The organism is Gordonia malaquae (assembly GCF_037148075.1).
In the GTDB taxonomy this organism is placed as follows: Bacteria; Actinomycetota; Actinomycetes; order Mycobacteriales; family Mycobacteriaceae; genus Gordonia; species Gordonia malaquae.
In genome coordinates this window covers 43511-62559 of the sequence record NZ_JBBCUB010000009.1, presented here as the reverse complement: position 1 = coordinate 62559, position 19049 = coordinate 43511, and the positions used below count along the sequence as shown (strand labels likewise).

Sequence of the window (19049 nt, the reverse complement as noted above, 5' to 3'; positions counted from 1 at the left end):
CCCTCCAGCGCCGATGGTACTGCACTTTAGTCAGTGTGGGAGAGTAGGACACCGCCGAACTCAACATTTATTCGAGCCCCTCAACCCTTGTGGTTGAGGGGCTCGAATACTATCTACACCCATGACGAGTGCACGCACAGCGATCGAACGCACGTGGCGCCCTGTACTCGCACTCACCGTCCTCGGCTTCTCGACGTTCATTGCGTTCAGCAAGTACGCCGCCGTGATCAGAGCAGGCGGAAACGATCACCAGACCGGTGACTGGCTGATCAATTACGCCGGCGGATTCATCCGGCGCGGATTCACCGGTGAACTTCTACGCATCGCCTATCCAGACGACCTGCTCGTTGCGACAGCGGTACTCCAGATGGTCTTGTGGTCGCTGTTCGTAGTCTTTGTGATCTACCGACTACGGCGCGACGAGTGGTCGACGACGTCGATCCTCCTCTGGTGCGGGCCGGCGGCAGTCCCGTTCGCCGGATGGGACCCGGCGGGTGGACTCCGCAAGGAGATCATCGCTTTCCTCGCGCTCGCACTCATGAGCATGGCGGCCGACAGAACTGCACGCGCGAGGATCGCTCTGGTGGCGGCATCGACGATCGTCTGGGCAGTATCGCTTCTGTCGTGGGAAGCGACAGTCGTCCTGCTGCCGACACTCCTCACCCTCTGCTGGCGAGCTCTGTCGGATGTCCGACGACAATGGTGGACCGCAGCAGGAGGAATCGTCCTGACATCGGCAGCCATCGTCGGCGCCAGCATGCTGGCGCCCGGCGGCGCTCGCGCCGCGACAGCGATCTGCGACGACCTCATCGCCCGCGGATATCAACCACAACTCTGCAATGGGTCGGTTCGCTGGCTCGAGTACACCATGCAGTACGGGTTCGACTACACGATCGGATTCTGGCCCCAGAACGCCTACTTCATTCCACTGGCCGCGCTTGCGCTGCTACCTGTCTGCTGGCTCGGTCGATTCTGCGAACGACGATGGTTGTGGCCGCTGCAGATGGCCGCCGTCTTCCCGCTGTTCCTCATAGCTGCAGACTATGGACGCTGGATTCACATGGCGGCCATCGCAACGGCGTTCCTGGCGCTGGGACGCGACGAGGAGCGACGGGAACCGCCCGTCGGCTTCGTGATCGTCTACCTGCTCGGCTGGGGTGTTCAGCACGCGCTGTTCGGAATGGCTCGGATCCCGGTGTGGCGTGGCGGCTGGATCACCTTCGTCCAGCACTACCTGTCCTGACCGGCTCCGGCCAGGAGTCACGCGCCGGCGAGTCAGACGGTCTGATGGATCACGAGGGGAAGAACCGCTGACGCTCCGACGTCCCGCAGAGCTGCAGCGGCCAGAGTCACCGCCCACCCTGTCGTGGTCTCGTCGACCACGAGGAGTACGGATCGGCCCGCGACGTCCGACGGAGTCGGGCCGAGGTGATCACTCCAGTAGGTAGCCTCCACACCGCTTGTCGCCTCCCTCCCCGGAATGGGCCCGGGCACGACACCGAACTGCGAACCGGGACGGCGTCCAACTGTGCGGAGACGCTCGGCCAGATCGGCCGCGATGGTTCCGCCCTGCAAGTCGAGCGAGACGATCGAATCCGGGCGCATCCCTCCACGGCGTCCCCAGTCGCCGAGAACAGCGACAGCCGACTCGGCGAGTCGCTCGCGTGCCGCTGTGTCCCCACGCTTGGCCCCGGTCAAGACGTCGCCCCACTGGGGAGCGTCCGCAAACGCCAGTACCCGACCGGGTTCGGCGGCGAGTTCCGCGGAGATCCGTCCACCACGAGAGAACGTCCCCTTGGGAGGCCACATCTTGCGCGGTGCGTACGCCTGAGCATCTGTCCTCAGCACTGCCGAGATGGTCGCGACCGTCTCGACATTCGGCCGGGCGTTGAGTCCGGGAGTCAGTTCGCCTCGGCACACTGAGCACCGACCGCAATCCGCGGCCGCCGGGTCGTCCAACGATTCGGTGAGCAGTCTCATCAGACACTTCTCACCGCGCACGAATGCCCGCATGATGTCCGCCTCGCGCCGCCGGACCTCGAGGACTCCGCCGTAATGTGCGGCGTCGTACGTCCAGGGTTTTCCGGTAGCGAGCCATCCCTCGGCCGTGCGCTCCACAACTCCGTCCACGGCCAACTGCTTGAGCATCAACTCGACCTTGCCGCGCCTGATCCCCGTCTCCGATTCGAGGCTGATCACACTGAGCGGCCCTCCCGCATCGTTCATCGCGTCCAGCAGACGGGACATCCGCTTCGGGTCGGGGATCGTGGCAGTGGCGAAATGCTCCCAGATCGCGTCGTCGAGGGCTGACGCCAGGAGCACGACGACGGCCTCGTCGAGCGCTCGGCCGGCACGACCGACCTGCTGATAGTAGGAGACCGGCGACGGCGGAGCTCCGACGTGAACGACAAAACCGAGGTCGGGCTTGTCGAAGCCCATGCCGAGGGCTGACGTCGCGACGAGCGCCTTGACCTTATTGCTCAGGAGTGCGTCCTCGAGACCGTGACGTTCGTCGGCGGGCAATTGACCCGTGTAGGCGGCGACCGGGTACTCGTCGCCCCACACCGAGCGGATAGCCGTCACGAGACGGTCCGCGTCGGCGACGGTGAGGACGTAGACGATGCCGGAGCCCGGAAGGAACGGCATCTCCTGGGTCACCCAGCCGTACCTCTGAATCGGAGACAGTCCATCGACAACGTTCAGGTGCAATGACTTTCGGGCAAGCGGTCCGCGAAGAACCAAGGTCGCCTCGCCGAGTTGGGCGGCGACGTCGTCCGTGACCCGCTCGTTGGCGGTCGCCGTGGTGGCGAGCACCGAAGTCTGCGGGTTCAGGTTCTGGAGGACATCGGACACCCGGCGATAATCGGGCCGGAAGTCGTGCCCCCAGTCGGAGATCGCGTGGGCCTCATCGATCACGACAAGACCGAGCTTCCCCGCGAGAGCGCTGAGGACCCTGGCGCCGAATCCCGGATTGGCGAGACGCTCGGGCGACACCAGCAGCACGTCCAACCGGCCCGAGAGCAGGTCGCCTTCGACTGCAGCCCACTCGTCGATGTTCGCCGAGTTCACGGTGGCGGCGGCGAGCCCCGCCCGTCCGGCCGCGGCGACCTGGTCGCGCATCAACGACAACAACGGCGACACGATGAGCGTCGGCCCTCCTCCCGCCGCCCGGATGACTGCGGTCGCAGCCCAGTAGACCGCGGACTTGCCCCAACCTGTCGCCTGGACGACCAGAGCGCGTGAGCCGGGAGTCGACAGCGTCGCGACGGCAGTCTCCTGATCGGCGCGGAGTGCGGCGTCGGGGCCTGCGAGTGAGGTGATGACACGATCGGCGACGAGCCGCTGAGCGTCGGTGAGATCCGTCGTGGATGACATGCCACCAACCTATCGGCGCAGTCCGACATGGTCGAACAGGTTGTGCACAGCCAGTCGCACGCGCGGTCCGGATACTGTCGAAATCATGGAACTGTCATCCGTTCGAACGATGCGTGCTCCGGCCGCGGCCCTTCTCTCACTGGTGATGGTCGCGGGGTTCGTCGTCGCCTGCGGGGCTGACGAGTCGCCCGCCCAGAAGCTGGCAAACGCGCTGACCAGGCATGATCCGGACGCGTCTGCCGATCTGACGTCCGCCCCCGACGACGCGCGGAAGACGTTCACCGACACGTTCGACGGTATGGGCGACGCGACCGTGAACGTGGCGGCGAACGACGACGGGACCGAACTCACGTGGACGTGGAGCCTTCCACGCGATCGGACCGCGACGTACACGGCGCGTGTTGAAACGTCTGGCGACCGCGTGACGTGGGCGCCGACGATCATTCATCCGAACGCACCCGAGGGCGGCAGGCTTCTCTACAGCGAGCTCAAGGCGTATGACACACAGGTCACGGACCGGCAGGGGCGTCCACTGCTCACGTGGCAGGAGGTGTCCGTCGTGTCGCTCGACCCTGCACGAGCCGACTCGGCCGCCAGACTCGCGCAGCGGTTGAACAGGGTGGCGCCCGATGTGACGGCAGTGTCGATCCGCAAGGATCTCGCAGGCAAGATCCGGCCGCAGACCGTCGTCGCACTGCGGCCGGACGATGCCGCAGCAGTGGGCGATCTGACCCGGATCGGTGGTGTCTCCGTCCGTCGGGAAGGACGGTTGATCACGGCTTCGAAGAATGTGAAGTCGCCTGCGACAGCGGGGCTCGAGGACCGCTGGCGCGAAGTGATCGACGCTGCTGCCGGCGCAGACGTGAACGTCGTCGACGCTGCGGGAGAGGCCGTCACACGTGTTCAACGTTTCGAGGGCACCACTCCCGATCCGGTCCGCACCTGGATGGACGTCGCACTGCAGCAGGCCGCGAACGCCGCAGTGGCGAAGGAGAAGCGTCCGACGATGCTCGTCGCGATCCGACCGTCGACCGGCGGAATCCTCGCCGTAGCACAGAACGACGCCGCAGACCGGCAGGGCCCGATCGCCCTCACCGGTCTCTACGCGCCCGGCTCGACGTTCAAGACAGTGACGACCGCAGCGGCCCTGAAATCCGGAGTCGCCACCATCGACAGCCGCCTGCCGTGCCCGGGGAAGCAGCGGTTCGGGGATCGGACCATCCCCAACGAGGACGAGTTCGACCTCGGTGTGGTGCCGTTGCACACCGCGTTCGCCCAGTCGTGCAACACCACGATGGCAGGGCTGTCCACCAAGCTCGACGATGACGCGCTCACCGACACGGCGCGCACATTCGGTCTCGGCGTCGACTATTCGGTGCCCGGACTGACAACGATCACAGGAAAGGTCCCGTCCGCAGACTCCGATGCACACAAGGTCGAGAGCGGAATCGGACAGGGACGGGTGACGGCGTCGCCGTTCGGTATGGCACTCGTTGAGGCATCCCTCGCCGCCCGGAAGACAGTGACTCCGGTCCTGATCCAGGGCATGGCGACGACTGCCGACAGCGACCCGTCGGCGATCGGGTCCCCGGTCGCCACCGCCATCCGGTCGGCGATGCGTGAGGCCGTCACGTCGGGAACCGCGGGCAGCCTCCGCGACATCAGCGGCCTCGGCGGAAAGACGGGCACCGCCGAGTACGGCGACAACAAGCATGCCCACGGCTGGTTCGCAGGCATCGTCGGCGACCTCGCTTTCGCGACCCTTGTGGTCGGCGGTGACAGTTCCGCACCGGCGCTGACGGTGAGCGGGGACTTTCTGCGGTCCAGTGAAGGTTCCCGCCCTCGGGGCTGAAAGCTCTTGCCCTGGAGTGCACTCCAGGTTCTACCGTTGGTGTCATGCCTGAAGACATGAGCATCGCCGATGTGTCCGCCCGCACCGGACTCTCCCGGGACACGCTGCGCTGGTACGAAGCCGAGGGACTGATCCCCGCGGTCCCGCGCACGTCGGCAGGCGTCCGAAGGTACGACGACACGACCATCCGCATGATCGACCTGCTGGTGCGGCTGCGTCGAACGGGGATGTCGGTGGCGCACATGCGGGATTTCGTCACGATGGTCGATCAAGGCGCCCGGACGCACGGCAGACGGATGCGACTCCTCGAGGATCACCGCGAGGAGATCGAGTCACGCATCCGAGAGCTGATCGACGACCTCGAATCCGTCGACGACAAGATCGCGCACTACCGGCGCCTCATCGATGCAGGTCTGGACTGCAGTGAGCAGCCAATCAACGATCCTGCCGTTATCGAACAACAACGCCTGCTCGGCGACTGACAGCGCGGACGACCTCATAACGACAACCTCACCAGGAGGATCTATGCACACCACAGTTCTCGGCGACTCCCTTCAGACCTCGGCCCTCGGATTCGGCGGCATGGCGCTCACACACGTGTACGGCGGCACCGACGACGACGCGGCGCTCGGCGTTCTGAACAGTGCGGTCGATGCAGGCGTCACGTTCATCGACACCGCTGACGTGTACGGACAGCCGCAGCCCGGGGTTGACGGCCCATCGGGCGCAAACGAACGTCTCGTCGCGCGGCTTCTGGCAGACCGACGCGACGACGTGACTCTCGCGACCAAGTTCGGGATCACCGGCAAGGTGCCGCTGGCAGGTCAGGAGAGCGCCAAGCCGACACGCGGTGACGCCGCATATGTGCGGGAAGCTCTCGAGAAGTCACTGACTCGTCTCGACACCGACGTCATCGACCTCTGGTACCTGCACCGCCGCGATCCCGACGTGCCGATCGAGGAGACCGTCGCTGCGATGGCGGAGGCCGTCGCCGCAGGCAAGGTCCGCCACCTCGGACTGTCGGAGGTCACCGCCGCAGAACTGCGCGCAGCACAAGCGGTCCACCCGATCGCCGCCGTGCAGAGCGAGTGGAGCCTGTGGTCGCGTGACGTCGAAGCGAACGTGATCCCGGCGTGCGTGGAGTCGGGCGTCGGATTCGTTCCGTACTCGCCGCTGGGGCGTGGTTTCCTCACCGGGACGCTCACCCGCGATCAGGTGGCGTCCGACATGCGCGGATCCACCGCACGTTTCGGCGACGACAACTGGGACGCGAACCAGCGAGCCCTCGCCGTCGTCGCAGACGTGGCCCGGCGGCTCGACGCGACGAACGCACAGGTGGCGCTTGCCTGGCTGTACGAATCGGGACGCCGGGCCAGTCTGCCGACGGTCCCTATCCCGGGGACCCGGTCGCCGTCGCGGATCGCCGAGAACGCGGCCGCCGTCGACCTGGTCCTCGACGATGACGCGATGACCGCACTCGACGACGTGTCATCGCTCATCCACGGGACACGCAACATCGTGGCCGATCCCGCGTGGATCTCATCGGGTCGGGAGTGACCGACATGACCGTGATCCCGGACAGTCACCGCGACCTGCTCGAACGGCCGCTGTACGCCCATCTCGCAACGATCCGGCCGGACGGCCGCCCGCAGGTGAACCCGATGTGGTTCTCCTGGGACGGCGAGCACCTGCTCTTCACGAACACGACGACCCGCCAGAAATACAAGAACGTGACGGCCCACCCCGAAGTCGCGATCTCAGTGAACGATCCCGACCAGCCGTACCGCTACCTCGAAGTCCGCGGTGTGGTCGAACGGATCGACGACGACTCCGACGGAATCGTGTTCGCCGCTCTCGCCGAACGTTACGGCCTACCGACGGACGGACCGCCCGGCGACGTCGCCGACAGAGTCGTCTATCGGGTCACGCCGGTGTCCACCAGCAGTCAGTGACGCCCACAGGAACCTGACAGGTCGATCGCAGTGGGGCGGGAGGTGGGGGAGCGAGTCTTGCTCCATGACGACAACACTCGACCCCGACCCGGCGGCGCGCTCCGGCGCGGCCGCCGGGGCGCCCCCGCCACCAGTCCTGGACATCGTGATCCCGGTGTTCAATGAAGAAGACGACCTTGACGCAGCCGTTCTCGCCCTTCGCGATCACCTGCATCAGGCAGTCCCGTACCCCGCCCGAATCACAATCGCCGACAACGCGAGCACCGACACGACACTGCAGGTGGCCAAGGCGCTCGCCGCGCAGTTCGACGACGTTCGGGCGGTGCATCTGTCGAGGAAGGGACGCGGCGGAGCACTCAATCGAGTATGGCGAGACAGTGACGCGGAGATCGTCGCCTACTGCGACGTCGACCTCTCGACCGACCTCAACGCGTTGATGCCGCTGATCGCGCCGCTGATCTCCGGTCACTCCGACATCGCGATCGGGACCCGGCTGTCGCGGTCGTCGCGCGTGGTCCGCGGGCCGAAACGCGAAATGATCTCCCGTTCGTACAACCTGCTGTTGCGCACCACGATGCACGCGCGGTTCTCGGATGCGCAATGCGGATTCAAAGCGATGCGCACCGATGTCGCACGGCGTCTGCTGCCCTACGTCGAGGACACCGGATGGTTCTTCGACACCGAACTCCTCGTACTCGCCGAACGGGTCGGACTCCGGATCGCCGAAGTCCCCGTGGACTGGACCGACGACCCGAACAGCTCGGTCGACATCGTGTCCACCGCGGTCGCCGACCTGCGCGGATGCGCGAGGGTGGGATGGGCACTCGCGCGGGGCCGCCTCCCGATCGCGGAACTGCGGGCGACGCTCGGACGAGATCGCAGGCCTGGCCCCGCCGTCGACGGAGTGCCGGTCGGGATGGTCGGTCAGCTCGTCCGGTTCTGCGCGGTCGGCGTCACATCGACCGTCGCGTACGCACTCCTGTACTTGATGCTGCACTCTGTCGCCGGAGCACAGGCCGCGAACTTCCTTGCGCTTGGCATCACCGCGATCGCCAACACTGCGGTCAACAGACGGTTCACATTCGGCGTCCGCGGCACCGAACGTGCGATGCGTGACCACCTGACGGGCCTCGCGGTGTTCATGTTCGGCTGGCTCGTCACCGCAGGTTCGCTCGCGACCCTGCACAGCTTCGCTCCTGACGTGGGTCGAGTCGCCGAGCTCGCCGTCCTGGTGGCAGCCAACCTGGTGGCGACCGCCACCCGGTTCGTCGGACTGCGCCGGCTCTTCTCCTCACGCAGCACCCGCTCGGAAGGAGCAACCGCATGACCGCCATCGACATCGTGGACAGCGCGGACCGAAACGGGGTGGACGTCAGCGGGGAACCGCCCGCGACCCTCGACCGTTCGGCCCATCAGTCCGTCGACGGTCCGCAGCCGTCCCGGCGCACGACGATCTGGTCGCTGGGGGCGTTGCTCGTCGCGACCACCGTCCTCTACCTCTGGAATCTGTCCGCCAACGGATGGGGCAATTCGTTCTACACCGCGGCCATCCAGGCGGGTTCACAATCGTGGAAGGCCTGGTTCTTCGGGTCGTCCGACATGGCGAACTCGATCACCGTCGACAAACCGCCCGCCTCCCTGTGGATCCCTGCGTTGTTCGTGCGGGTGTTCGGCCTCAACTCGTGGTCGGTGCTGGTCCCCGAGGTGCTGATGGGCGTCGCCTCCGTGGCTCTGCTGTACGTCATCACGCGCAGCCGATTCGGTCACTGGGCGGGCATCGGGGCTGGAACGGTCCTGGCGCTGACTCCGGTCGCCGCACTGATGTTCCGATTCGACAACCCCGAAGCGCTGCTCATCCTGCTGATGATCGCGGCGATGGGCGCACTGCTCAAGGCTGTCGACACGGGCAGGCTGCGGTGGATGATCGCGGCGGGCGCGGCAGTCGGCTTCGGCTTCCTCACCAAGCAACTCGAGGTGATGCTGATCGTTCCGCCGATGGTGATCGTGTACTTCGTCGCCGGTTCCGGTGGGTGGGTGCGACGTGTCGGCCACCTGTTCGCCGCTCTGGGGGCGTTGATCGTCAGCGCGGGTTGGTGGATCCTCACCGTCGAACTGTGGCCCGCGTCCAGCCGTCCGTACATCGGCGGGTCGCAGAACAACTCGATTCTCGAGTTGACCCTCGGCTACAACGGTTTCGGCAGACTGAACGGAAATGAGGAGGGCAGCGTCGGCGGCGGTGGTCGGCGCAGCCAGTTCGCGGAGATGGCCGGTCAGCAGGGCCCCGGCGGAGGTCCGGGCGCCGGTGGCGGCATGTGGGGCCAGACCGGCATCACGCGGATGTTCGACGCCGAACAGGGCGGCCAGATCGCCTGGCTCATTCCGGCGGCGATCGTTCTCGGGGCGGCGGCGCTCGTCCTCATCGGTCGTGCGCCGCGCACCGACCGTCGGCGCGCGTACCTGCTGCTGTTCGGCGGCTGGCTCGCCGTCATGACGTTGACGTTCAGCTTCATGGCGGGCATCTTCCACAGCTACTACACGGCGGCGATGGCACCCGCGATCGCGGCGGTGATCGCCGGATCGGCGGCGATCGTCTGGCCCGCGCGTCACCGACTGTGGGTGAGGCTGGTCCTCGCCGGTGCGGTGTGGACAACGGCGGGATGGGGCTTCGCGTTGCTGGCTCGTACACCCGACTTCGTACCGTGGCTGCGTTGGCTGGTCCTGATCGTCGGAGTGGCTTCAGGCGTCGCACTGCTCGTGGCACCCGGCGCTGGCTGGCGGAATCGGACGGCCGCAGTCGCCGCGGCAGGCGCGATCATCGCTGCGCTCGCCGGTCCCACCGCGTACACGATCGACACCGTCAACACGGGCAAGCAGGGATCCATCATCACAGCCGGACCGCAGACGGAAGGCGGAATGTTCGGGCCCGGTGGTCGGCACCGCGGCGGCCCGGGCGGCCCCGGCGGAATGATGCCGCCGGGAATGAGCACAGGCAGCCGACAAGCTGGATTTCCAGGCATGAACGGCGGCTTCCCCGGAATGAACGGCGCTGAAGGCATGGCAGGTGGACCGGGAGGACTGCTGAACGGTTCCACTCCGAGTGATGAGATGATCGCACTGCTTCGGGACAACGCGTCCGAGTACACCTGGGTCGCCGCGGCCATCGGTTCCAATGAGGCGTCCGGCTACCAGATCGCGTCAGGGTACTCGGTGATGCCGATCGGCGGATTCAATGGAACCGACCCGTCGCCCACGTTGGAGCAGTTCAAGCAGTACGTCGCCGACGGCCGAATCCACTACTTCGTCAACAGCGGGCGAGGCATGATGGGCGGCGATTCGTCGGGCGCATCGGCGCAGATCAAGGAGTGGGTCACCGCCACCTACACGTCGACCACCGTCGACGGGGTGACCCTGTACGACCTGACCTCGCCGCGCTGACCGCACTCGCAGACACGCCCGCCGTCGTCCAGACGGCGGGCGCGTTCGTGTCTAGAGTTGGCCCGTGCCAGTGAGAACCGAGTTGCAGTGGATGACCGGCCGCGATGCGGACGAAGGGGAGCGCGCGGGAAGCGGGCTCGAAGTCTTCTACGACCTGATCTTCGTCGTCCTGTTCGCGGTCGCCGGTGTGCAGTTGGCGGAGTACCTCGCCGAGGGCCACATCTTCACCGCGATCGTCGGCTATTCGCTCGTCACCTTCGCCGCCATCTGGGCGTGGATCAACTTCGCGTGGTTCGCGTCGGCCTTCGACACCGACGACCCGTGGTTCCGGCTGTCGGTCTTCGTCCAGATGATCGGTGTGTCGATCATGGCGACCGGCGTCCCGGCCGTGTTCTCGTCGATCGACGCGGACGAGCACATCGACATGAAGGTCATCGTCTTCGGCTACATGGTGATGCGTATCGGACTGGTGCCGCAGTGGATTCGTGCCGCACTGCAGGCCAGGAACTACCGGCGTACCTGCCTCACCTATGCGGTCGCGTGCATCGTCGCACAGTTGGGGTGGACCGTCGTCGCACTCGCACCGATGAACCTCAGAGTGACCCTCATCGCGATCGCAGTCTGCGCCTTCATCGAGTTCCTCGGCCCGTTCGTTGCCGAGGTGCTCGTCAAACGGACGCCGTGGAACCCGTTCCACATCACCGAGCGCTATGCGACGCTCGTCGTGATCACGCTCGGCGAGGGTGTGGTCGGGACCGTCGCCGTCCTGCAAGCCCAGATCTCGCGGACCGGCTGGAGCACCCAGGCAGCGGTGCTGGGTGTCACCGCGCTCACCGTCACTTTCGCGATGTGGTGGCTCTACACGATCATGCCCAACGGTGAGGCTCTCGCCGAGAAGCGTGAACGATGCTTCCTGTGGGGGTACGGAAGCATCCCGATGTTCATGGGATGTGCCGCTGTCGGAGCAGGGATGCACGTGATCGCACTGTGGATCGAGGGTGAGGCCCACATCTCCGAGCTGGCTGTTCTGCTCACGTCGGCGATCCCGATGCTGATCTTCGCAGTCGTCGCCATCGGTCTGCACTTCTACCTGACCGGTCCGTCGCGTCTCGCCCTGTGGATGCTGATCGGAGCCATGCTGCCGATCGGGGCTGCCGTTCTCCTCCTCGCCGCAGGTGGTCCGCTGCTCGCAGGCGTGGTCGTCGGAGCCCTCGCCCCCGTGCTCCCGGTGCTTGTGATCGAGTTCAACAGCAAGGTCGCCCCGGCAGGCGCGTGACGTCCTCGCTACGCTGATACGCGTGCGCGCACTGGTGATCGGCTCGGGCGGCCGCGAACACGCCCTCCTCCTCGGACTCGACCGCGACCCGTCGGTGACGGAACTTCACGCTGCTCCCGGCAACGCCGGAACCGCTTCCGTCGCGACCAACCATGCGGTCGACGCGAACTCTGGCGACGCCGTCGTCGCCCTGGCGCGCGAGATCGGAGCGGACCTCGTGGTGATCGGCCCCGAAGTGCCGCTGGTCCACGGTGTCGCCGACGCGCTGCGCGCCGCGGGATTCCCGACGTTCGGACCGAGCGCCGAAGCCGCTCAGATCGAAGGATCGAAGGCGTACGCCAAGGACGTCATGGCCGCAGCCGGCGTCGCGACCGCACGCGCGGAGAGCGTCACCGCGGTCGACGACGTCGACGCAGCCCTCGACCGCTTCGGTCCCACCTGGGTGGTCAAGGACGACGGTCTCGCCGCAGGCAAGGGTGTCGTCGTGACAGCCGACCGCGGCGCAGCGCGTGCGCACGCCGTCGACGTGATCGAGAACGGTCACCCAGTGCTGCTCGAGAGCTTCCTCGACGGTCCCGAGGTATCGCTGTTCTGCCTGGTCGACGGCGACACCGTTGTTCCGCTCCTGCCCGCGCAGGACCACAAGCGGGTCGGAGACAACGACGAAGGCCCCAACACCGGGGGCATGGGTGCATACACCCCGCTTCCGTGGCTGCCCGACGGCATGGTCGACACCATCGTCGACGACGTGGTCCGCCCTGTCGCCGCGGAGATGGTCAAGCGCGGTAACCCCTTCTCCGGCCTTCTCTACGCGGGACTGGCCATCGGCGCGGAGGGCCCGTCGGTCGTCGAGTTCAACTGCCGCTTCGGTGATCCGGAGACCCAAGCCGTCCTCGATCTCCTCGAGACTCCGCTCGGCGAGGTGCTCGGCGCCGTCGCCAACGGAACCCTGACGGACCTTCCTCCGCTGGAGTGGCACGACGGAAGTGCCGTCGTGGTGGTGCTCGCCGCGGACAACTACCCAGGCACTCCGCGGACCGGAGACCCGATCTCCGGCTCCCACACCGAGGGCGTCCTGCACGCGGGGACCAAGCTGGTCGACGGCACGATCGTCTCGTCGGGCGGCCGTGTGCTGTCCGTCGTCGGTCGCGGTGCGGATCTCGCCGAAGCACGCGCGCAGGCGTACGAACGCCTCGCCCGCGTCGAGTTGGACGGCGCGCACTTCCGCACCGACATCGGCAAGGCTGCCGAAGAGGGCCGCATCTCGCTGTAGTGTCGTCTGTTTGAACGACGCCGGTGATACGGCTGCGCGGCATCGCCCGATGATCGAGACAAGACCGTCCGATCACCAGGGGAGGCGTCATGAACCGACGAGCGCTGTACGTATCGATCACCGCCGCGGCGATGGCATGCAGTCTGGCCGCGTGCAACACTGCACAGCCGGACACCGCAACGCCGTCGTCTGAGGTGAACGAGCCCACCGCCACCATCTCGACGACTGCCACGGGGGTCGACGCTGCGCCGCAGATCGCCTCCGGCGAACCGACGCCGCCGAATCCCACCGCGGTCACCACGACGACACAACCAGCCGCACCGTACGGCAGCGGGCACGGGCTCTGCTTCGACCTGAACTCACGCCTGGCCAAAGACTCGATGGAATCGCTCGGGGTCGACTCGAACGGTGGGCAGTGGCAGGTCGACGGCGCAAGCAACCATCCCCTCTCCGGCGGATGCGGCCTCGACTGGCTCAAGGTGGACGGTTCCGGATTCGGCGACGCGACCTACACCTCGCGCGTGCTGCTCTTCCAGGGCGGTGCGTTCGTCGGCACCGTGGAACCGCACGAATACTCGTACACGTCCATCGCAGGCGACACGCTCGAGTCGGTGACGGTGAGGTACCGCTGGCTGCGGTCGGACGATCCGTTCTGCTGCCCGCAAGGCGGGCCGACGACGGTCACCGCATCCGTGTCGAACGGCTCGATCATGCGTGACGGCCAGTTCCCGCCGCCGGTGAAGTAGCCCGTTCAGTCCGTTCGGTGGGCGAGTTCGCGACCGAGGAACTCGAGTTGATCGTCCATCACCGACCGCCAGAAGCGGTTCGTGTGCCCGCCGGGTGTGGTCGCGAACGCTGCAGGCGGATGCAGGTCGGCCGCCCACTGTCGCGTGTAGGTGTAGAACTGGTCGGACGATCCGATGCTGATCATCAGCGGGATCTTCTTGAACACGTGCTGCTGCCCGAACAACGAGTTCGCCTGGTAGTCGGCGAACGAATCGAAGGCCCTCGGAGGGAACATCAGCGGGTCGGCCCACATCGCCGGTGAGCTGACCGCGATCGACGCGACACGCTGTGGACCGAGGATCGACGCGATGCGCAGCGCACCGTAGCCGCCCATCGACCATCCGTAGAGGCCGATGCGATCGATGCGAAGGTTGAGTTCGGGGTTCTCGTCGAGCATCGGCATGAACTCGTCGATGATCATCGCTGCGCCGTCCGACCCGTCGGTGCGCAGATGGAAGTAGTTGCGTCCGACATCGGCTGCGGCGAGCGCAAACGGCGGATTCCCCGCGTCGACGTACTTCTGGAGTGCGCCCTGCATGTTCATCGACGGACGGAACAGCGACTTCTCGTTGGTGTTGAGGGCGTGCGCGACGATCACAACGGGGAGTTCGCCGGTGACGCCTCGAGGGCGCGCAACCGCCCACCGGGTGTTCCGGCCTGCCATCTTCGCCGATGCGAACTCGCCGGTCACCACGGGCGGGTCGGTCGGGATGTCGGCGGGCGAGGTCTCGACTGGCAGTTCGTCGTCGGGTCCGACGTGGACTGCTTCGTCGGCCTCGATCGGATCGTGTGACGTGCACGCGGCGACGCCGAGAGCGGCCGCGCCGACGGCCGCCGTCAGCAGGCCGCGTCGTGTCAGTTCAGTGGAGCGCACTTCAGCGTGGGCACGTGCAGCGCTGCTCAGGCGCGACCTGACTCATGACCTCGTCGACGTGCGAACCGCATCCGTCCCAGGTGATCTTGCCGCAACGGTTACAGGTGACCGGAAAACACATGTGGCCAGTCTACTCGTCAGAGTTCGTTCGGAAGATCGCGCCGAGAGTTGATGCCGAGCTTCCGGTACGCGTTGGCCGTGTGATTCTCGACTGTGCGACGCGACAGGTTCAGACGGTCGGCGATCTCTCTGCTTGTCAACCTGCGTGCCACAAGACGTCCGATTTCGAGTTCGCGTGCTGTCAACGAATCGACGGCTCTAGGCCGGACATGTCTGACCAGCCCGCCGACCACCGTTTCCGCGAATACGCCGTGAGAACTCGCGATCGCACGGGCGTCAGCGACTAGTCGAAGATACTCAGCAGTGGACGTGGCCGCGGCGGTCGCCGCTTCGGCGAGGACTGCGAGATGGTCGCCGATCACGGCTGCGCGTGGCAGTCCGGCTGCTTCGTCGAGTGCGGTGCGGGCGTCCGTGAAGCGGCCCGCGGACGCCAAGGCCAGTGCCAACCATTGGAGCGCGACCCGTTGGTCACTGAGGTGACCGCTGCGTTGCAGCAGGTCGGCCGCTCGCCGCGCCGAAGGAATCGCCTGGGCCGCGTCCGAGGAGTACCACGCGATCTCCGAGCGATACGTGTGCAAAAGTGCTCGCATCCGAAGATCCGACGGCGACGTCTGCTCGGCTGATGAGTCGAGGTGTGCGTGGGCCGACGCCCAGTCCCGACGCAGGATTGCTCCGCGCGCCCGCATCGCAGCGAACAGCGCGGGCACGATCTCTCCGGACGCACAGTCCACACGGTCGAGCGCCGCGTCAAGATCAGGGGATTCGGTCAGCGATGCGGCGAGAAACCACGCCGCCCAAGCGGACTGCCTGGTGAAATGGCCGGATCCGTTCTCCGCGAGTTGGAGCGGTTCGGCAGTGTTCGGCGTCCCGGTGTACGTGCCGAGGAGGCAACGGGCAACGACCACCAACTCGTGCTCCGGAGCCGAGGCGAGTTCGCGGACGGCGCGGTCGGCGTCGCCGTCCTTCATGAACGCCAAAGTCGCCAGAAACGCCTCTGCTGGGAGGTCTCGAATCACGCCGGACTCGGAGAGGGAAGCGACGATCCGGCGCACCTTTGGTGCGATCGCCGCAGAGCGTGCGGACCCCATGAGAAGGGGCGGAAGCCAACCGATGGCTGTGGAAGGACCCGGATCTGAGGAGAACGCGAGTGCCGCATGCACTTCGGCTCCGTCGGGATCCCCCTGAGCGAGGAGTTCTGCCGCTGCGGCGCTGTGATCGGCCGCCGTCGTGGCGGCTCCGGCGGCGAGTGCCCAACGTGCACGTCTGGCTGACGTGTCGGCCACGGCCACGAGGTCGACGAGAACACGTCGACGAGCGATCTCGTCCGACAGGACGGACGCAGCGACCGCTTCCGAGGTCGGACGCACACCGACGACATCGACGTCGACGAGATCCGCGACCACGAGATGGTCAACGGTCGATGTCGCACCGAGACGGTCGATCTCGCTCCAGGTGAGCGCTCCCGTCGCACAGATCGCAACCAGGACGTCACGCGACGCCTCATCGGGCAGTCGCCGTTCGACGACGTCGATGAGCCGATCGGTTGTCGCGACGATGAGCCCGGGGTTGCCTTCTCCCGCTGCAGAACGGAGACCGACCGCTTCGGCGAGGGCGTCAGCGTCCGAGTCTGCGAGCGCACCGAGTGCCACGCGAGTCCACGAACCGTCGATCAGTGCATCGTGGACGCTGCCCGGGATCTTCACACCGTCGGGGACAGTCATGACAAAACGAGTGGGCGACACGTCGGCGACGGCGCGCAGACGGTCGAGTGCAGCGGACGGGAAGAGGTGGACGTCGTCGACCAGGACGACGCGAAAGGGGGCGACCGGAGCCGACACGAGGGCATCGACGATCTCCGCGACATCGTGATTGGCCGATCGCAACGAGTGGCCGAAAATGCCTGCGGCTGCTGCTTCAGCGATGAGGCGACTGCGTCCGATCCCTGCCGGACCGGTGACGAGAACACCGTCGTGAGTGCGGAGAAGGCGCCGAATCAGATGCAGATCCGGGTCACGACCGATGAATGGAGCAGGTACATGGCCGGGGCCAGGCAGCCCCACGAGCCGGTACCGGTCGTCGTCACGGTGGAGGCATGCGGGCGGGAGGACGGCGCGTAGTCGAGACAACGTCGTCTCCAACGCCCGGCGCGGGTGTGCAGGCATCTCATGCGGCCACGTCGCACCTAGCAGTGCGTCGGTGGTCAGTCCGTCAGGGGCACGGAGGAGGGCTGTCAGTGCTCTGCGGACTGTGGGGCGCAGATGGATGCGGTTGTGTTCAGAGTCGATCAGATCGAGCCGAGGTCTCGTGACGTACCCTGCCGCCACCTGTTGGCCTTGGACTTTCCGCTCGTTGGCCATGTCTGAGTATTTCATACTCAGGTGATCTCCTCGCCGAGGCGAGAGGCTCTCGCCATGATCGCAATTCGTCTTCTCATGCTGCTTGCGTCCGCCGCCACGCTGACCTGTTTGACCGCCACCGGACTGGCACTCGCGTCGTCGCCCAACGTCTCCACGCTCGCAGCCTCCCTCGTTGCTGTGGTGTCGGGAATTGTCGCGGTCCTCGCGGTGGTCGGTGTCCGAGTGCGCAACCGGCGAGATGGGACTGCGTTCACCCTGTTCACCATTTGACGAGTTTTCGTCGTCGGCCACGGCCGCCGTAGACTGTCCGACGTGGGTAAACCGGCTATCAGCAACGTCCTCGCCAACCGCTACGCGTCCGCCGATCTCGCCGGCATCTGGTCGCCGCAGCACAAGATCGTCCTGGAGCGTCAGCTCTGGATCGCCGTGATGAAGGCGCAGCGCGACCTGGGGATCGACGTCCCGGCCGATGCGATCGCCGATTACGAGCGAGTGGTCGACCAGATCGACCTCGACTCGATCGCCGACCGCGAGCGGGTCACTCGACACGACGTCAAGGCGCGTATCGAGGAGTTCAACGCCCTCGCAGGCCACGAGCACATTCACAAGGGCATGACGAGCCGCGACCTCACGGAGAACGTCGAGCAGCTTCAGGTGCTGCTGTCGCTGCAGCACGTCCGCGCAGGCGGCGTCGCGGTCCTCGCACGCATCACCGAGCGCGCCGCCCAGTACGCGAGCGTCGTCATGGCGGGCCGCAGCCACAACGTCGCGGCGCAGTCGACCACGCTCGGCAAGCGATTCGCGTCGGCCGCCGACGAGCTGATGATCGCGCTGACCCGCATCGACGAGTTGATCAACCGATACCCGCTGCGCGGCATCAAGGGCCCGATGGGCACCAGCCAGGACATGCTCGACCTGCTCGACGGCGACGCCGCCAAGCTCGACGAGCTCGAAGGCAAGGTCGCCGCACACCTCGGCTTCGCCAATGCACTGACCTCCGTCGGTCAGGTGTACCCGCGGTCGCTCGACTTCGACGTCGTGTCGGGCCTGGTCCAGGTCGCCGCCGGACCGTCGTCGCTCGCCACCACGATCCGCCTCATGGCGGGTCACGAGCTCGTCACCGAGGGCTTCCAGCCCGGTCAGGTCGGCAGCTCGGCGATGCCGCACAAGATGAACACGCGCAGCTGCGAGCGAGTCAACGGACTCGCCGTGATCCTCCGCGGCTACGCGTCGATGACCGGTGAACTCGCGGGCGCGCAGTGGAACGAGGGAGACGTGTTCTGCTCGGTCGTGCGCCGCGTGGCGCTGCCCGATGCGTTCTTCGCCATCGACGGCCTCATGGAGACGTTCCTGACGGTGCTCGCCGAGTTCGGCGCCTACCCGGCCGTGATCGCCAACGAACTGGACCGATACCTGCCGTTCCTCGCCACGACCAAGGTGCTGATGGCGTCGGTTCGCGCGGGTGTCGGGCGCGAGACGGCCCACGAGGCGATCAAGGAGCACGCGGTGGCCGTCGCCCTCGCGATGCGCGAGGAGGGCCGCGAGCCCGATCTCCTGGATCGCCTCGCCGCCGACGACCGCATCCCGCTCGATCGCGCACAGCTCGACGAACTGATCGCGGACAAGTCCGCATTCACCGGTGCCGCCGACGCCCAGGTCGCGGGTGTCGTCGCCGCCGCGCAGGCGTGGTTCGACGCCTACCCGGACGCTGTCGCCTACGCGCCGGCCCCGATCCTGTAGTTCCCCGAC

15 protein-coding genes are annotated in these 19049 nt (G+C 66.6%); 12 read left to right on the top strand and 3 right to left on the bottom strand.

What is annotated here, in order from left to right:
• Positions 1–121 precede the first annotated feature (121 nt).
• Positions 122–1243: a hypothetical protein gene (locus WFK36_RS22680; RefSeq protein WP_336794510.1), complete on the top strand. Its 1122-nt coding sequence runs from the start codon at positions 122–124 to the stop codon at positions 1241–1243.
• Between the two features lie 32 nt (positions 1244–1275).
• On the opposite strand, the gene WFK36_RS22675 is transcribed toward WFK36_RS22680, so the two are convergent.
• Positions 1276–3375: a DEAD/DEAH box helicase gene (locus WFK36_RS22675; RefSeq protein ID WP_336794508.1), complete on the bottom strand. Its 2100-nt coding sequence runs from the start codon at positions 3373–3375 to the stop codon at positions 1276–1278.
• Between the two features lie 85 nt (positions 3376–3460).
• On the opposite strand from WFK36_RS22675, the gene WFK36_RS22670 reads away from it, so the two are divergent.
• The 9 genes from WFK36_RS22670 (at position 3461) to WFK36_RS22630 (ending at position 13909) form a co-directional block, all read left to right on the top strand.
• A complete protein-coding gene (locus tag WFK36_RS22670; RefSeq protein WP_336794506.1) occupies positions 3461–5227 on the top strand; it encodes a penicillin-binding transpeptidase domain-containing protein in 1767 nt (588 codons plus the stop codon).
• A gap of 44 nt (positions 5228–5271) precedes the next feature.
• Positions 5272–5709, top strand: a complete 438-nt coding sequence (locus tag WFK36_RS22665) for a MerR family transcriptional regulator (protein WP_336794504.1) — start codon at positions 5272–5274, stop codon at positions 5707–5709.
• Between the two features lie 43 nt (positions 5710–5752).
• On the top strand, positions 5753–6784 hold the full coding sequence (locus tag WFK36_RS22660; protein ID WP_336794502.1) for an aldo/keto reductase: 1032 nt from the start codon (positions 5753–5755) through the stop codon (positions 6782–6784).
• 5 nt (positions 6785–6789) lie between these two features.
• Positions 6790–7179 (top strand): PPOX class F420-dependent oxidoreductase, encoded by a 390-nt coding sequence (locus tag WFK36_RS22655; protein ID WP_336794501.1) that lies wholly within the window; start codon positions 6790–6792, stop codon positions 7177–7179.
• Positions 7180–7243: 64 nt separating this feature from the next.
• Positions 7244–8506, top strand: coding sequence for a bifunctional glycosyltransferase family 2/GtrA family protein (locus tag WFK36_RS22650; protein WP_336794498.1), 1263 nt, complete (start codon positions 7244–7246; stop codon positions 8504–8506).
• Complete coding sequence (locus WFK36_RS22645; RefSeq protein ID WP_336794496.1) at positions 8503–10614, top strand: ArnT family glycosyltransferase; 2112 nt, start codon at positions 8503–8505, stop codon at positions 10612–10614. Before WFK36_RS22650 ends, WFK36_RS22645 begins: the two co-directional genes overlap by 4 nt.
• Positions 10615–10678: 64 nt before the next feature.
• Positions 10679–11890 (top strand): low temperature requirement protein A, encoded by a 1212-nt coding sequence (locus tag WFK36_RS22640; RefSeq protein ID WP_336794495.1) that lies wholly within the window; start codon positions 10679–10681, stop codon positions 11888–11890.
• Positions 11891–11912: 22 nt separating this feature from the next.
• Positions 11913–13163, top strand: a complete 1251-nt coding sequence (purD, locus tag WFK36_RS22635; RefSeq protein ID WP_336794493.1) for a phosphoribosylamine--glycine ligase — start codon at positions 11913–11915, stop codon at positions 13161–13163.
• An 89-nt stretch (positions 13164–13252) separates the two neighbouring features.
• On the top strand, positions 13253–13909 hold the full coding sequence (locus WFK36_RS22630; RefSeq protein WP_336794492.1) for an LppP/LprE family lipoprotein: 657 nt from the start codon (positions 13253–13255) through the stop codon (positions 13907–13909).
• Between the two features lie 5 nt (positions 13910–13914).
• Here WFK36_RS22630 and WFK36_RS22625 read toward each other — a convergent pair whose 3' ends face one another.
• A complete protein-coding gene (locus WFK36_RS22625; RefSeq protein ID WP_008378500.1) occupies positions 13915–14823 on the bottom strand; it encodes an alpha/beta hydrolase-fold protein in 909 nt (302 codons plus the stop codon).
• 137 nt (positions 14824–14960) lie between these two features.
• Positions 14961–17315: a LuxR C-terminal-related transcriptional regulator gene (locus tag WFK36_RS22620; protein WP_336794491.1), complete on the bottom strand. Its 2355-nt coding sequence runs from the start codon at positions 17313–17315 to the stop codon at positions 14961–14963.
• A gap of 39 nt (positions 17316–17354) precedes the next feature.
• On the opposite strand from WFK36_RS22620, the gene WFK36_RS22615 reads away from it, so the two are divergent.
• On the top strand, positions 17355–17570 hold the full coding sequence (locus WFK36_RS22615) for a hypothetical protein (RefSeq protein ID WP_008378507.1): 216 nt from the start codon (positions 17355–17357) through the stop codon (positions 17568–17570).
• 42 nt (positions 17571–17612) lie between these two features.
• Positions 17613–19040 (top strand): adenylosuccinate lyase, encoded by a 1428-nt coding sequence (purB, locus tag WFK36_RS22610; protein WP_336794490.1) that lies wholly within the window; start codon positions 17613–17615, stop codon positions 19038–19040.
• Positions 19041–19049: the final 9 nt, after the last annotated feature.

Coding starts and splice junctions, on each gene's coding strand:
- WFK36_RS22655 (WP_336794501.1), top strand. CDS start 6,790: ATGACCGTGATCCCGGACAGTCACCGCGACCTGCTCGAACGGCCGCTG.
- WFK36_RS22670 (WP_336794506.1), top strand. CDS start 3,461: ATGGAACTGTCATCCGTTCGAACGATGCGTGCTCCGGCCGCGGCCCTT.
- WFK36_RS22675 (WP_336794508.1), bottom strand. CDS start 3,375: ATGTCATCCACGACGGATCTCACCGACGCTCAGCGGCTCGTCGCCGAT.
- WFK36_RS22615 (WP_008378507.1), top strand. CDS start 17,355: ATGATCGCAATTCGTCTTCTCATGCTGCTTGCGTCCGCCGCCACGCTG.
- WFK36_RS22665 (WP_336794504.1), top strand. CDS start 5,272: ATGCCTGAAGACATGAGCATCGCCGATGTGTCCGCCCGCACCGGACTC.
- WFK36_RS22630 (WP_336794492.1), top strand. CDS start 13,253: ATGAACCGACGAGCGCTGTACGTATCGATCACCGCCGCGGCGATGGCA.
- WFK36_RS22650 (WP_336794498.1), top strand. CDS start 7,244: ATGACGACAACACTCGACCCCGACCCGGCGGCGCGCTCCGGCGCGGCC.
- WFK36_RS22660 (WP_336794502.1), top strand. CDS start 5,753: ATGCACACCACAGTTCTCGGCGACTCCCTTCAGACCTCGGCCCTCGGA.
- WFK36_RS22645 (WP_336794496.1), top strand. CDS start 8,503: ATGACCGCCATCGACATCGTGGACAGCGCGGACCGAAACGGGGTGGAC.
- WFK36_RS22620 (WP_336794491.1), bottom strand. CDS start 17,315: ATGAAATACTCAGACATGGCCAACGAGCGGAAAGTCCAAGGCCAACAG.
- WFK36_RS22680 (WP_336794510.1), top strand. CDS start 122: ATGACGAGTGCACGCACAGCGATCGAACGCACGTGGCGCCCTGTACTC.